Raw genomic sequence first — 14,806 nt, 5'->3', positions numbered from 1 at the left:
ACCCCTTAGCGGGAGATCAGACGCAAAGCGCCAGGGATGGCCGAAAATATATCGGTTGGGTCGATAGTCTTGGGCGCTGTCAGCGGGGCGTGTGCCCACATATTTCCGCTACTACCCGAATCCCAGATAGAGAAATGAGTAACTTGAACAGAGGTAGCACCGTTATTCGCCGGGAAATTCAAGGTATTGGCGTTGGTGATTTGTTTCCCACCACCAGCTTCGTCGGCGGAGGCCGTCCACGCAGATGACAGCGGTGTGCCTACAGATTGGCGGACATACGAAGGCCAAACCGCAGCACTTACCTCAGTTTTCAGAGCAGCATCGGTCGGATCAGCCGTGTGCAGTGCGACAAAGAAGTTAGAGGGTAACGGCAGCTGAGTGCCACGGAAGTGCTCAAGCAGAGCAGATTCAAGGTAGTTAGACGCAGCAGACATAATCGGCCCTCCCGGGCTAGATTTTGGGTGTTTGAAAAACCGTTACAGGAAACGCGGCACCTGCATACGCAGGTTTCCTTGTTGGTGTCCGGTTAAGGCCAGATGCCTAGCGTCAGCCTGAGCAGCCACGAAATACCGGTTGTGGAAGTCGCTTAGCGCCAAGTCGCGCCATGGCTGCGGCATACTGAACAGCCGATACTTAGCACCATGAATCAGAACCTCCGACCAACGCCCAAGCAGTTCGGCGGGCATATCGCGACCCAGGATCGGCTGGCAAACGAGCGCCCCGTCCAGTTCATCGCTCGTAGGCGGATGGCGAAACTCCACGGTACTGGCAGTCGGTTGCCAGAACGCATCCCCCGGAGCCAGCTCTCGACCGGCGTCCCTCAGCCAAAAAATTCGCAGAACATCGGCTCCGGGCGGGATCTCAATCGCCGGAGAGTCGGATTGGGCAGCCACAACAGCAAGTCCATCGCTGTGCACCCACACGTTCCCCTCACTGCACAGCTCACGCTGTGCCCAGCGCAGCATGTCCCGCAGAGTTGCTCGCGGGCAGCCCGGAAAGTCTGGCTGCAACTGGTCAATCAGGTCATTGATATTCATTGCGCGCTCTCTGCGTTAGGGCTAGCGGCTCCATCACCCTGGAGTTTGAGCCCGAGTGCGCTCTGGGCGGCCTGTAGATGCGAGTTGGCGCGAGCCTGGTTAGCACCGCCCTCCGCGTCCTTGGTGAAGGCTCTCGCCAGCACAAGGTCCAGCAGGATCGGCCCGTAGGTATCCGGAAGCCGAATTGCCTCAGTCGAGTCGGTCGAGGCTTGCGCTACAGCATGTGGTGTCGGCACAGCCGAACAACTGACCAGCACCTTCGCCCCAGTTGCTGAAGGCGGGTAGACGTAAAAGATTCGCGGCTCATCCTCCTCAAATACATAGTGCTCGATGGCTATGCTGGGCGTTTCGCCATGCCAGCGCGGACGCATGGCATTCAGCTCAGCACGCAGAATGGGGGTTATGACTAGCCCTTTGGCCTGCTGAGCAGTGTTGTGCAACACAGACAGCAGGCGCTCGTGCCCGCTCGGAATGGTCTGCCGGGTTCCTGCGACACAAGTAACTTCTGCGGTCACAGTATTCGCACCAGGGCGAATACCGATCACAACGCTGTACGCCTCATTTAGCCAGTCGAGCAGCTCCTTGTTAGTCCAGCGCGTACCGTCCTTGCTACGCTCCTGCAAGATCGTCCGTGCACGCCGCAGGACATCTCCCACAGTCACAGTCATTCTTTAGACCTCTTCCATGTGGCTAAGCTTTGCCAGCTCAGGGGTCCAGATAAACTCGCGGCCGTTCTCTCGGTTGCGCAGCAGGCGGTTAGCCGGTGCAGTTTCCTCCAGTTCCCACTCACCGCCCTCTTCTTCCAACTCGGGCAGCTCTGCCTCGTCCAACAGACTGTTCGTAGGCTCGGGCTGGCCAACCATCGGAGCCTCAGCCACCACCGTTACTGGCGTTTGCGGCTCGGTCAGTACGGCGCCCTCCTGCTCTTGCCCTGTGGCCTGATTTGTTTGGCCATTGAGCTGCGAATCCTCGGAGCTATTCGGCTCCTGATGCACGTTTTCCAGGACGGCCCCCAGACCGGCTAGAATGTCACCCCGCAGATCCTCCAGCTTGCGGCGTTTGTCCAAGTCGATGCCCAGCTCTTGCTTCACCAAAATTTCCAGCTCGTCCTTGGTCTTCGCGGCCTTCACCGCAGCAATCAATTCTTGCTCGTACATGGATTCACTCCAAGTTAACGAGAGCCGCCCCGAGGACGACTCCCGAAGCGGGCTCAGCCCTTGGTGGCGTAGAGATGACCAAGCGCTTTCGAGTCGATGCACTTGGAGCCGTAGACGTTCAGACCGCGCACCAATTTCCCGAAGTCGCTCGGGTTCGGTAGGGTCTCCATCTGGGTCATTTGGCTGGCGAAAGTCAGTGCCTTCTTATGACCGAACTGGATGTGGGTGCACTTCTTATTGCCGGCAGCAACATCATTCACCACCGACAGGTTATTGCTGTTGTAGACCGTAAAACGGTCCAGTACACCCAGCTTGCCATTACGGATCACCGATTGGGCGTCGCCCATGATGCCCGCATCTCGCAAGTCGGACTTTTTCAACATGCCGGACATCCAGGCCGGCAGAATGATCCAACGACCTGTTTCCGGGACGTTCTGCTCATCCAGTACGGTCGCGCAGTCGACGAGCAGATCCAGGACTGTGGCTTTTGTGACCACCACGGGATCGCCTGCGGCCCCCAAGTTGAAACCACCACTCTTTGCACCCGCGTTACCGCCGGAGTTTTCGGCGTGCGCATCGGAGTAATGTTTACCCAGCAAGCTTGTGTCGATGGCGATTTTCATCTGCTCGCCACCGTCATTGGAAAACTCGTCCATGAGCTTGATGTCAGCCTGGTAGGCATCAACGTCGTTGACCTCAAAGGCAAAGTACTTCGCCTGATCGATCTGCAAGGTCACCTTATCGGACGTCGGTTTCTCGTAGGTGAGGCCGCCACCGATCTGGTAGTCCTTGATGACAATATTGGGCACCGTGCGGATTTCGACGGTATCGCCCTTCTGCTTGATCTCGCCCTCGTAATCGGTGTTTGCGATCTCACCGAAGACAGTGGCGGCGTAGAGTTTCTCGACCAACTTGCCCGACCAGATGGCCGGAATAAATCCGACCGTACTGGTAGAACTTACGTTGGGGTGACCTGGTGCGCGGATAGGACCGGCCATGGTGTTTCTCCTGTGTGACGCCTCCCGGCGTTACTGGACCGCAGTTATTGGGTGATGCGGCCCTGCGATTGGGCGGCGAAAATATCGGTTTCGAGTGCCGCCGCGTCCGCCGGCAGGTACTTGCCCGCTGCCTTATCCTTGTAGAACTGGCTGATATCGGCAGAACTCCACATACGCTGCTGCGTAGCAGGCTGGAGAGTTTCGGCCCCAACACGGCTGGCTGCCGGCTGGACCTGTTCCGGAGGGATTGGGGGCGGCTGAGTACCGGGCGGCTTGGCGGCGGCGAATGTAGCTTGCGTGTAGGCGTTAAAGAGCGCCGCCACGCGGTATGCACTGAGTTCCTTCTGTGCGTTGATCAGCAATTGCTGCCGCGGCACTCCACTGAACGGGTCGATCTCACCGAGCCACGCATGGAACTGCTGGTCATCGTTGATCTGCCGAAAGTTCGGGACTGCTTGCTCCAGATCGGTCCAAAAGCGCGCGGTAGCGTCCTGCTGCCGCTCATCTCGAAGCTGGCCAACCTCCTGACGCAACGTTTCCACCTCGGCAGCGCCGACCGTACTGGCCGGACCTGCTGCCTTGCTGGCAATGCGCTGGATGACGGCTATTAGCTCGGGGCCGAACTGCTCCAGTTCTTCTTTGCTCAAGTCTGCTATGGCGTCCTGCGCACGCTGCGGAGCGCTTGCAGCAGGCAATTCCTGCTTAGCCTCTTGCAGTTGGCGTGTCAGCTCAGAAACTTGGCGTTGAAGTGGCGGTACTTCCGCATCGTACTTACCCTTCAGTACGCTGAAGCGGTGCTGCCAATAGGCCGCATCCCGGATTTCAGTTGCCTGTGGGGCGGGTTCTTGCGGGACGGTGGCTGCTACGGGCTGAGTCGGCTCAGTCGCCGTGGGCTCATCGGGAGCCGCGGGTGCGGGGTTTCCCTCTTGCTCGGGCTGATTGAGGGCAGCGATTGCGGCGTCTGCGGCCTCAGCTTGGACCTGGATGTTGCGGGGTAGCATTGTGCTGGTCATACGTGTCTCCGTAGTGGTGAGCCGACACTTGCCGGGGTTCACAGGTTGTGGGTATTGCGGGTTCTCCAGCCATGGCCAAGGCCGGGAGCGCGCCCACAAAAAAGCCCCTGAGACGAATCCAAGGGGCTTTGTTGTGAGGGCTGATTAGTTAGATCAAGTACCGAGCGTTTTCACGAGCCGACTCAATGTCCTGCAACAATTCCGCATAGGCCTGCGCACGTCCCTGCAACCGGGCAATACTTTCAACGCCGACGGCAATCTCAAGGTCCGTACGTGCCAACTCCCTGCGTTCTCGGATCAACTGAAGGAACGTCTGCCAATCCGGAGTGGCGTCCGATTGCAGGCGAGCCAGCGCTTTGATTTGCTGCTCTTCCGGTTGCATTTCCGCGTCCTTTCAGTAGTGCTGCTGTCGCGCCAAGTTCGAAAAGAATTTCCTGAGTTTCCGCTCGGGTTTTCTCGGCCGCGGCCTGCGTGTTGTCCACCTCAGCGGTGACACGCTGTTGCTCTAGTTGGGCAGCCTGCTCCATTTGCTGGCCTTGCTGAGCGTTCTCTTGGGCAATCCGGGAACTGATCTCTTCGTCACTGGGCACAAGGCCTGGCATATCGAGGATTTCCGCCACGGCTCGCAGCAACTTTGCCCTGCCCTCAACACCGAGAATCTGCATGTCCACGGGGTTAGCGGTCCCTTGCAAAAACTGCTGCCGCAGCATCTGGGTCTGTTCACGCTGCAACATAGCGCTGGAGCCGCGTGCTACTACCCGGCAGTCACCTTTGATGGCCTGATTATTCGAGTAACGCATGTTAAACAGCCAGAGCGCGTGAATGACTCGACGCACAAGACCGCGGTCGATATGACGGATCGCATCCTTGATGCCCTTATTAGCCGACTCCATCAGCATTGACAGGCCGCTCGCAGTATTTCCAGCGCCACCGATCTTCTCGCTGCCGTATATATAACGAGGGATATTGGTGGCATCGTCGGCACGCCTTTCCCACTCGCTGTAAACGCCCATCAGCTCACCCGCCATACTGGCCGGCTGGAAAAAACGAATTGCGGGCGATGGCGTGGTCTGACTCATAACTGACTTAGTTCGCCAGCGTTTGAGCGGGAACATAATGTTCGGGTTTTCTCCCGGCATCAGTCGTGTCTCGTCGATCTCAACCTGCGGACCAGACGAAAATGCCATGTTATTGGCCTGAGCACGGGCAGTCGCACAGCACATGTCTTGCACGTCGTTCATCAGTTCGGGAATGGCCATGCCCCAGAACGATCCCGGTACCGGCTGGAAGCTGGCAGCATTGTAGGGTCTGGCCCCAAGCGGGTTACGGTTGATCACGCAGCGGATAACGTGCTGCCCGATCAGAATAGCGTCGATCTCGTACTCATCCAGCGGATCTGGAATCTGTTCGGCAGGAACTCCCCATTGCAGCAACATCAGGCCTTGAGCGCTGCCCCAGTAGATCAAGCCTTCAATGGTCTCACCGTGATTGTTGAGCCAATCACCACTGCGATCTTCGATCACCGCCCGCTGGCCATCTACTGCCAGCCAATTGCGCAGACCACCGCGCCCATGTTCAAGCAACACTTTGCGGATAGCGTCCTCGGAATAGCCAGGCACACCGCGCAGTTTGTTCAGCCCCCGCCGGGTATAGCGCTCCCGCTCAATGATATAAGCCCCATCATCGACATCCGATGAGTCCGCTGAGGGGTAAATATCGAAGGGGCTGACCCGCTTGAATTGTGGTTTAACGACCTCAGTTTCAATCAACTCCCATCCCTGCCCCCACCCCAAATCCGGTGTTTTTTGCAGGTATGGCCCTTTCAGAATAGCTACTGGGTAGGTTGCAAAGTCATCAATAAACATCTCAAGCGCGTCATCCCAACCACCCTCCGCAAGCTGGTCGGCAATCAGATCCTGATGCGCGTCTGCGGCCGACCGAGCACGCTTGTCGATCTCCTCAAGCAGCATCTGCTCCAAGGTTTCTCGGGTCAGCGACTGCGCAGCTTGAGGGTCCTGCTGCAAGCGCCCCATCAATGTCTGCTTGAATGCCTCCAGCACTCCCTGCGGAATATCCGACACCGGCGTAGGGTCCAACCCCCATGGGCGGCCAGTAGTTGGCATCAAGATGTCACGAATCCATGCAGCAGCGGCCCGGCACTTGGTTGTTGTTAGTTTCGGATAAAGCTCACTACCGCCCTGAGCACGAATTGCTGTGAGTTTGTCGGCTGGATAAATACCCTTCTGCCGCTGCGCGCAGTCGATTAGGCGGCGCTCAATCTCCTGCTTAGTAGTCTTGGCGGCTTCAAAACAGCGGCGAATGTGACTGGCCAGCGAACTTTCGAGAGCTGCACGCTGCTGCAATTGATCTTGGCGCGCCTGCTCTTGAGCGATCAATGTACTGGCCGGAGTGAAGCCTAGAAGCCCCATGTCACGCATGCTTCATGGCCTCATAGACCGCAGACACCTCATCTTTACGACCGCTGCGGCGCATCAACGCCGCGTGGCGAATGCCTTGCAGATTATCGAACAGGTCAAAAAGGTAACCAGCTGGATCAGCTGCAAACTCGTCCAGTTTCACCAGCAACTCCACGCCGAGGGCCTCTGGCATTTCGAAAGATAGACGCACTGCGGGCAGCTGACCGCTAGCCTCGCGCACCAATACGTTGTCGATCTGTACTGCGCCGATGTCAGTTCGCAGGCGTGCCGAAGCAACAGCGAAAACGGAGACTTTTGTAGCAATAAAGACGGCTCCTTGGTTGGCGTCGACGTAAATCTTGCTCATGTATAAGCGCTCCAGCTGCCCTGGCTCTGGTGTGTGGTTGGGATGCTGCTGCTCGGCAGCGGTGTGCCGACGACACCGGCCAGTTCGAACACGCCACAGCGTGACATTGTTTCAAAAGCTTTAGCACCGTGGCTGGCCCAGTCGTGCCGAGGAATATCCTTGTAGCGGCCGAGCTTGTCGTCCCACTCTTTCCGGTAGCTATCAAGGCAGTCAATCAGCCGGTCGACTCCCGTAGATGCGGCTGCGTCCGGTGCGCTGTCATCCAGCGTGGTCTCAGAAAACCAGCAGAACGGCAGGAAGGACCGAACCGCTTGGATACCTTCCGCATGGCTGCTAATGCGCGGAACAGGATCCTCAAATCGAATGCCGTGCTGTAAGGCAACTTCATATCGCGACTTACCCGTACCGATCTCACGCACAGCCAAGTCGTGCGGGCCAAAGTGCTTGCCGTAGCTGTAGCCCTTCTTCTTCAGCTCAGTGGCGTAGTACTCGATACCCTCACCACTGTCTTCCAGGTAGTCGATGATATGCACCTCACGCCCTACGATCTGAAAGAAGACGATGGACATGGCGTCGCTCATACCCAAGTCCCATGCCGTGTGCACGGGTAGCACTGGCGTAAGCCTGCACTTGGTGGTGATTCTCCCGTTCTTACGCAGCCAGAGCATCTGCTGCATGTAGTAAGCACCATCGACACTTTGCGCGAACGCCTCGTCGGGTACAGACGGGTACTCACGCTTCATATCATCGTGCAGGCTCTCCGCCTTCTTCGCGTACCAGGCTTGCTGTGCAGCGGAGGTACGAATACCGAACTTTGTTTCGAGCTGAGAGAAGTACTCGCGCATCCACTGCGGAACGGCGATGCCGCTCGGGGGCAATTGATAGGCCGGTTCCTGGTGCCACGGAAAGAAGTGGAACTGCCAATCCATCAATGAGGGAAGCTTGCCGCTGGCCAGTAGACGCCTGGCGATCTGGGTATAGTCGAAGAAATAGCCTTCGCGCCCCTCGGCCGTACTTTCCAGCGTCACCTGGTTGCCAAGGCCTACCGCCTCAAACGCACCGGTAACGATCTCCTGCGCCTTGTCCGGGTATTTCCGACATATCTTCCCAAACTCGGATACATGCAGGCGCTGTAAGGTGTCGCCGCGGTATCCGGTGGACACCTGAATGCTTGATCCGTTATCGAATACATAGCCCAGATCTTTGTCACTTTTGGGCTTGGGAAAACGCAACCCGATCAACTTGAAGATTGCTTGCCAAGCTGTGTCCTGGGCCAGTTTTTCGTAAGCGAGCCTGATCTTGTTGCGGTAAATGTCCTTGGCGCTGTCCAGGCGGTGCGCAATACAGCCTGCACTGAAGTTCGGCGTCCAGAGGCAGTCATCCAGCGAGTCGATCATCTCGAACGTGGTAAAGCCTAACTGCCGCGCCTTGAGAATGAGATCACGACAGTGGCCGTCGGTGTAACGCTGCCGTTGTGCGTCGTTCGGTTTGAAACGCCGGACCCTGCCATCTTTGTCCTTAATCTTGTAGAGCGTGTTTAGCCGGTACCATTTATTGCACAAAGCCCGCAGAAGTAGCTTTTTGCCCTTCAGTTCCTTACGGCGGTGCAACTCCAGCAGCTCCTCCCCCTCACGTACTACGGTGGCTCGCAACTCACGAGGGATCATTCCCCTGCCACCTCGGCCAGCAACTCATCCAATGACTTGCCGGTGCCCCTGCTACTTTCCTCGTCCAATCCATAGGCCTGGCGCTCCAAGCGAATAGCACGATCCATGGCAACGGTTGCATTGCCCAGCGCCTTACCCACGTAGTCCAGCGGCAGGTCGATCTCAACCACTGCACCACCGCGTACCTGGACCTTAACCTTGCCATCGGCCAGCTGCTTCTCAAGCAAATCCATCAGCTTGTCAGTCAGATCCTTAGCACGGCGGATAATGCGTTGATGGCTCTGCACCACCGAAGCGCCCACAGCAGCTGCGTTTTCGACGATCTCAGCATCAGTTACCGACTGAACAACCTCAGCTGCTGCCGCACGGTTTGTTTTCTCACGAACGCGCTGGCGAATTTGCTCTGACAGATCACGGGACCAGCAACCATCGGCTGCTCGCTTGCGGATAGCCGCCTCAGACGGCCCATGCACGCGGCTCAACTCACGGTTGCTGTATCCCCCCGTACGGTAATCGCGCTCGACCGCAGCCCAGTCGTAGCGCTGACGGTCGCGGCTGATCATTGCGCTATTCACTCCCGATAAGTTGAAGCAGGCGACACAGCCATCCCATCAGAGTTGACTGGCCTGCCCCTGCACAGCCTCAACCAGCCCCTGATGACGGCGCTTACACTCCAGATACATTCCGGAGGCGGCTACATCCGATAAGGTCAGCTCGGCTGGGTCGCCGGTACCATCTTCATTTACTGGCACCTGCTGTAGATCGGGGCACAACTCCAGAAGGCTCTGGTCGAAGCTCACCGGCACGGGCGGCGTTGATGTTGTGCATCCAGCTAGCAGGAATGCGGCAATTAGGGTCCATCGGCTCACGAACGACCTCCTGACGAGTACGCTGGTAGATGGTGGTGTTTGTCACCTTGATACCCGCAATGGCCTCGGTAGTTTTCTCGGCCACTTGGGATACCAGCTCACGCGCCAGTTTTTCCTGTGCCTGATCAGCCTTCAACTGCGCGGCTTCGTCGTAACCGACCTTCCAGACATGCATTTGCCAACCAAATACACTGCTGATAACAGCCAGACTCAACAGCACAAGGGCACGCATTAGATTGATTTGCATCAGTCGAGGCTCTTATCGTCAGTGGCTGGCGCATTAAGCACTTCGGACTCAAGACATGTGCTCTTGGCGATCATGGGTAAAACTTTCGATCCAGCTCGAAGTGCGGACCGTCCTTAAAGGTTTTCCAATCGCCGCCCCACACAATGGGCACCTTCAGCTTTGAGGCCGCTGTCTTCATTGCCTCGGCAAGCTTGTGATACAGCGGCCAGTCCCAGCGCACCTCGGTACCGATCATTGCGGCCAAATCCACAGCATGAGAAACAGCACCAAGCTCAGGCCTGGCAGCCGGCTTCTTAGGGATATGGCGGCTGTTAGTTGTGGTGCTTGCGCCTTTGGCCACAAGCACCTTCTGACGCTCAGCCGTGCGAACGCCCTCAGTGACGCTGAAGTCCACTTCGGTCAGGGTGATGGCCAAACGAACTACCCCCTGCAAGTCTGGGTGCACTCCCTCTAAGCGCTGCTCGCTACGCCTACTCAGCTGGAACTGGCTCATATCCCGATAGCCCTCTTGAGTTCACGCAGAATCTCCACCAGGGAGGCAGTGCGGCGCTTCTCGGCATACACAAACCATGCGCGGACAACGACCCAACCGGGTAGCCCACAAACGAATACCAGGCCAAGTAACGCGATCAGCCCGAATTGATCGTTTGCCCAGTGCTGTAACTCATACCAGCGGATCACACCGGCGCCACCGCCTAGGCTGAACATCAGCGTACTGATCAGCGCGACTGTGAATTCACGGACGGTCTTAGGCACAGTCATGGCCATGACAACTATCGCAGCGGCCAGTGCGACCAGAAGTCCAAGCACACCCAGCTTGTACAACGCAATGCCGCCAGCAGCAGCCGAGGTTGGCTCAGGCATGGTATTTGACCTCATGAAGCATCTCCTGGGACTTTTCAGCCCTGGTGATGAGCCCACTTTGTGCGGACTTCAGGGAAAGGGTGCCGACCGAAGTCGGCGGGTTGGCAACGTCTCTCGACGTGACCACGGCGACGCCTCTCGGCGGGGCCGTATTCTGGTGACATACACGGACACCCCATTCTTTACGTAGAGAATGGGGTCAGGGTGTATCTAGGAATGTGGTGCTGTCTTTCCAGCTGTCCGCCATAGCTGCGCCTGACGCCAACACCCCATCGCATCGGTCTCGTCATCCGCCACACGCGCCCGGCCCGGAGCAACCCGTGAAAAAGCCTGCGCGGGCTGCCAGTGTTTTTCGGTGAGCGCCCCACCGCTGGCTGGGAGCGTCCAGGCTCCCCCGCAGGGCCGCCCTGGCTACGGGTGTTGCAAAGTTGCAGGTAATAAAAAACCCGGCGCGGTGGCCGGGTTTCAGATTGGGCGGTGTGCAGTCGTTACTTCACACGTTGAAAGTATCCTGCTCCGAGTGGCACGGGGTGTCAAGCACTACACTCATTATCAAGCTTCGCCAAACGCAGACTCTAGGTCTGCTAGGTTATACTTCACAAGCTTTATATTAAACCTATAGGTCGCTGCGATATTAGCAATGCGCCCAACACTCACCAAGCCCACATCTTGATCCTCTACAACAATTACAAATACAAACCTGAACCTAATACGATCTTTAAAGCTTAATGCCTCATAAAAGCTATCTACCTTTTTCAAAATCGCACTAATACTGCGCTTATCCATTTCAAACCGGACCAGCTTAATCTCAAAAACTACCAACTCCCCATCTACTTCAGCAACTGCATCAAAAATAATCTTTGGCATCCCCAAGGGTGAGACGTTTTTAACAAGTTCAACACCCATCTCATTTGATAATTTTTTTAACGCTAAATTCTCTGCACTATATACCTTGCCTGATATTTCGTACCGTTTACGTCGAAAATTTTCATTGGCAATCGACTCTTTAAAATCCGAAATCCCTACTGTGGCATCTGTATCTTCAGTATTTACAACAAATTCCCGATTAAGCGGCACTTCATCTTCGGGTTGTGTACGAGGTGGATTCGAAACTGGATCGACCTCAGCCGCCTCAAACTGCTCATCAATGATAATTTGATCAATTTCTAAGTCTGACTTCTCAGCGATTGCTTGTGCAGAACCGGCCCTAAACATATTCGTGAAATTTGACTCGTCCCTGTAGTCACCTGGGGCATAAAGCACATGATGCTTCCACCACAAAGTGATATAGAACAACAGGACTATCAGGCAAGGAAAACCCATCAGAAACCAAACGTAAGTTTCTTGTACTGGCCGCTCAATAAAGGGAAGTACAGCTGCCCCACTTACTTCTGCAATACCTGCGAATAGAGCGATAACTGTCAGTGGATTTTTTATGTGACCTATCTTTTCGAGCATGTTTAACCCTGGGTGGGAGTATCATCTGGCTGTCATCGTATCTCAGGCAGCTACCGTCATGCCACGCTCCTGCATAAGCACCGACGCCAAAGGTCCCAGCGCCAGCCGATCCAGCCGATCACACACCCTGAACAACTCCTGCACGATCCAACCCCATTCCCGAGACCAATTACGCCGGTCGAGGCGCACACTGTGCCGCTCAAGCAACCAACCACGGAACAGGCGCGGTTCTGCAAGCGGATCAGGATTACCCATGCCGCCCTGTACCATGAAGCGATAGCGGTACAGCACGCCGGCGGCAACCCACTGCGCTAGGCGTTGTTTCTCCTCGGTCAGCTCAGCGCGTTTATCCCAACTTTCCCAAAGCAACGCATGTGCAACCTCAAACCACTGGTTGGATTGCCGCGTACTAACCTCTGGCGCGTACAGGTTGTGACCGTAGCACTGCAACGCAAGCGGCAAAGATGCGATTGCATGCTGAAAGCGCCCCGCCAGTGCCTGGTGCGCAATGCAATGCAGGCTGCTGTCGATCTCGCTGAACTGCACCTGGCCCCAGATTGAGCGATCAACTAGGTTCTGAAGCATTGTCGTGCTGCTGTTGTACATGCAGTCGTGCCAGGCCTGCCGCGCACTGATCAGTCTCATACAGCCCCCAAACTGCGCGTCATTTGCGCAGTAACTGAATTTCGGTACCACATTGCATCCCTACTCACCGCAGCGTTACCAAGCGTTCGCAAGCGCGCACCGGGCTGTTGCGCACTTTTCACAGTTCTTCCCCGTTGTAGAGCGGCACAATGCGCACTCGCACGCAGGGCGTTTCCGAATAACGCCTCCGGAACATGCCGTCGGTGTTCTGCACGTCATCGCGCCACACTACGCCGTTGCAGCCGTCGCAGATGGCCTTGAGCACATTATCCGTGTCCGGTTTCTTCATGGGCTTGATCTCACCGGCCAAGGCAAGTGCCTTCCGCTTTTTCGACATGGACTGAGGGACGCCATGGAAGATGTACAGCTCAATCAGTGCGGGGCCAGTCATGAGCTCACGCCCAGCCATGGCCTCCTGCGCAGCTAGCGCTACCAGGCCCTCATAAGCCACCGTCTTCGTGGGTGTGAACATGCGTGCGTGCGGGCCTACACGACCGATACGTGGCCGGCCTTTGCCTTGGGGTTCGCCCGGCACGGTGAACTCAATGGGGCGCAGATCAGGCATGTTTCGCATCTCCGCGCTTGATCCCCAGCGAACTGAGCAATTGCTGCCTGGCAGATACACCTGCCGGAATACCTTGCTGAAGAATGCGTGCCTGCAGGCGCTGTTCCTGAACGGCGTCAGTTGCGGCGACTTCTGGACACATATCACCGCCCTTTCCTGCTAACTGCTTCGGAGGGGCAGGAAACTTCTCGCCTGCTAAGGCCGCTTTCATAGCGCGCTGGTAAGCGCTGTAGAACGCTTTCTCATGGCGCTCAGCTGAAAGCTTTCGCCAAACCGAATGATTCATCTGCCTCCAAGCCCAGTAAGTGGCTGGATGCATCACCGAAAGATCCCGCCTGTCAGCGGGAGCAGTTTCGTAACGCAGCACCTGGGCATAAGCCTCGTCACGAGATGGTGCCCCAAGAGCTTCAGGTTCAGGGTTACGACAGAGCTCCAGGAACTCAGAGGGTGCGCTGGGATATTTCATCGTGGCACGCAGACGATCCAGCCCGAACTTGAACTGCGCATCGGTGAGCTGGCGAAACTCACGAACGGCCATGTATTGAGTCTTCGCAGCGTTCAGGCGCTCTCTGGATGGCCAACTGTGGCGAAACAGCAATGGCTTGAGAGACTGCATCTCGGTGAACAGCAAATTCACACGCAGAGTCAGCTCATGCTTGCGCTCAGCCTTCATGGAGCTGGAGCCTGTCTGCCCAGCTGGTGTCATTGAGCTCATCTGCGAGACTACTGCTGCCGTGATTGAAGCTGCTTTGCTCGGCGCCTCGGCGTTGATTGTTGGCTTCGTCATTGCGCACCTTCCGCTGGAGTGATTGAGCCAGTTCATGTTCCCACTGGCCTTGGGACTGACACTTATCGGGGCGGTTGATCCAGTAGCTGAGAAACTCTCTGAACAGGTCCTCCGTGAGCGATTCAGGGTTGATAGCTCTGCGAACACACGTTGCCTTCCAGCCTTTGGGTGAAGGCTGCCAGGTGTCGTGCATTTGGAATCTTTGTGCGATTTCGCTAGGAGGAGGATTAGGAGGAAGACCGGATACCGGAGGTGTGCCCACTTTTGGCAATTCACCCCCTGCCACTTGACTGCCCTCTTTTTCCTGCAAAGCCTTGTCGTTACTGGGCTGCTGACTGCCCTCTTCCCTGCCCACTTCATCTGCCCACTTACTGCCCACTTTTTTTTGGGCGGATTTATCCCGTGATGCCAACAGCAGCTCAAAAATAAGTCGGCGCTCAGCCTGATTAGGGCCTAGCAGGCCCACTCGCTGTAACCACATAAGTGCGCGGCGAAGCTCCTTCTCACTGGGCTCCCCCCCTTTAATACCCTGGTGGGGTTCGACATACAGCTCTTCAGCGATGGACTTCCACGACACACCACGCCTCGCACCGACAACACCCGAGGCGTAATCCATAAATGGGCGTAAACCAAAGACGTAGATCTCGCGGGCTAGCATCGGCAAGCCACGCAATGCCTCACGCTCCTCATCGTTGATCTGGTACGCCCCCATACA

18 protein-coding genes are annotated in these 14,806 nt (G+C 56.6%); all 18 read right to left on the bottom strand.

Features of this window, described 5'->3' with window-relative positions:
- Positions 1–5: 5 nt before the first annotated feature.
- On the bottom strand, positions 6–434 hold the full coding sequence (locus tag WG219_10030; GenBank protein ID WXL27759.1) for a hypothetical protein: 429 nt from the start codon (positions 432–434) through the stop codon (positions 6–8).
- A 42-nt stretch (positions 435–476) separates the two neighbouring features.
- Positions 477–1,037: a hypothetical protein gene (locus tag WG219_10025; GenBank protein ID WXL27758.1), complete on the bottom strand. Its 561-nt coding sequence runs from the start codon at positions 1,035–1,037 to the stop codon at positions 477–479.
- A complete protein-coding gene (locus WG219_10020; protein ID WXL27757.1) occupies positions 1,034–1,705 on the bottom strand; it encodes a DUF6682 family protein in 672 nt (223 codons plus the stop codon). Before WG219_10020 ends, WG219_10025 begins: the two co-directional genes overlap by 4 nt.
- Positions 1,706–1,708: 3 nt before the next feature.
- Positions 1,709–2,194 (bottom strand): hypothetical protein, encoded by a 486-nt coding sequence (locus WG219_10015; GenBank protein WXL27756.1) that lies wholly within the window; start codon positions 2,192–2,194, stop codon positions 1,709–1,711.
- Between the two features lie 53 nt (positions 2,195–2,247).
- Positions 2,248–3,192, bottom strand: a complete 945-nt coding sequence (locus tag WG219_10010) for a hypothetical protein (protein WXL27755.1) — start codon at positions 3,190–3,192, stop codon at positions 2,248–2,250.
- A 44-nt stretch (positions 3,193–3,236) separates the two neighbouring features.
- Positions 3,237–4,205 carry a hypothetical protein gene (locus WG219_10005; GenBank protein WXL27754.1) on the bottom strand — a complete coding sequence of 323 codons (969 nt, stop codon included), beginning with the start codon at positions 4,203–4,205 and terminating at the stop codon, positions 3,237–3,239.
- Positions 4,206–4,465: 260 nt separating this feature from the next.
- Positions 4,466–6,643: a hypothetical protein gene (locus tag WG219_10000; GenBank protein WXL27753.1), complete on the bottom strand. Its 2,178-nt coding sequence runs from the start codon at positions 6,641–6,643 to the stop codon at positions 4,466–4,468.
- Positions 6,636–6,989, bottom strand: coding sequence for a hypothetical protein (locus tag WG219_09995; protein ID WXL27752.1), 354 nt, complete (start codon positions 6,987–6,989; stop codon positions 6,636–6,638). Before WG219_09995 ends, WG219_10000 begins: the two co-directional genes overlap by 8 nt.
- Positions 6,986–8,656, bottom strand: a complete 1,671-nt coding sequence (locus WG219_09990) for a terminase (GenBank protein ID WXL27751.1) — start codon at positions 8,654–8,656, stop codon at positions 6,986–6,988. The genes WG219_09995 and WG219_09990 overlap by 4 nt, the downstream gene beginning before the upstream one ends.
- Positions 8,653–9,219, bottom strand: a complete 567-nt coding sequence (locus WG219_09985; GenBank protein ID WXL27750.1) for a hypothetical protein — start codon at positions 9,217–9,219, stop codon at positions 8,653–8,655. Before WG219_09985 ends, WG219_09990 begins: the two co-directional genes overlap by 4 nt.
- A 175-nt stretch (positions 9,220–9,394) precedes the next feature.
- A complete protein-coding gene (locus WG219_09980) occupies positions 9,395–9,772 on the bottom strand; it encodes a hypothetical protein (GenBank protein ID WXL27749.1) in 378 nt (125 codons plus the stop codon).
- Positions 9,773–9,842: 70 nt separating this feature from the next.
- The gene (locus WG219_09975) at positions 9,843–10,265 is read right to left on the bottom strand and encodes a M15 family metallopeptidase (protein WXL27748.1); all 423 of its coding nucleotides are present in this window, start codon (positions 10,263–10,265) and stop codon (positions 9,843–9,845) included.
- The gene (locus WG219_09970) at positions 10,262–10,651 is read right to left on the bottom strand and encodes a hypothetical protein (GenBank protein WXL27747.1); all 390 of its coding nucleotides are present in this window, start codon (positions 10,649–10,651) and stop codon (positions 10,262–10,264) included. The genes WG219_09975 and WG219_09970 overlap by 4 nt, the downstream gene beginning before the upstream one ends.
- Positions 10,652–11,188: 537 nt before the next feature.
- Entirely contained in the window at positions 11,189–12,094 is a 906-nt protein-coding gene (locus WG219_09965) for a hypothetical protein (protein WXL27746.1), read from the bottom strand.
- Between the two features lie 42 nt (positions 12,095–12,136).
- On the bottom strand, positions 12,137–12,679 hold the full coding sequence (locus WG219_09960; protein WXL27745.1) for a hypothetical protein: 543 nt from the start codon (positions 12,677–12,679) through the stop codon (positions 12,137–12,139).
- 178 nt (positions 12,680–12,857) lie between these two features.
- Positions 12,858–13,304 (bottom strand): RusA family crossover junction endodeoxyribonuclease, encoded by a 447-nt coding sequence (locus WG219_09955; protein ID WXL27744.1) that lies wholly within the window; start codon positions 13,302–13,304, stop codon positions 12,858–12,860.
- Positions 13,297–13,977 carry a replication protein P gene (locus WG219_09950; GenBank protein WXL27743.1) on the bottom strand — a complete coding sequence of 227 codons (681 nt, stop codon included), beginning with the start codon at positions 13,975–13,977 and terminating at the stop codon, positions 13,297–13,299. The genes WG219_09955 and WG219_09950 overlap by 8 nt, the downstream gene beginning before the upstream one ends.
- The gene (locus tag WG219_09945) at positions 13,967–14,803 is read right to left on the bottom strand and encodes a DnaT-like ssDNA-binding domain-containing protein (GenBank protein WXL27742.1); all 837 of its coding nucleotides are present in this window, start codon (positions 14,801–14,803) and stop codon (positions 13,967–13,969) included. The genes WG219_09950 and WG219_09945 overlap by 11 nt, the downstream gene beginning before the upstream one ends.
- Between the last annotated feature and the right edge of the window lie 3 nt (positions 14,804–14,806).

Source organism: Pseudomonas mendocina (assembly GCA_037482215.1).
In the GTDB taxonomy this organism is placed as follows: domain Bacteria; phylum Pseudomonadota; class Gammaproteobacteria; order Pseudomonadales; family Pseudomonadaceae; genus Aquipseudomonas; species Aquipseudomonas mendocina_E.
The sequence above is the reverse complement of the archived record's forward strand: the minus strand, read 5'-3'. Positions and strand labels throughout refer to the sequence as shown.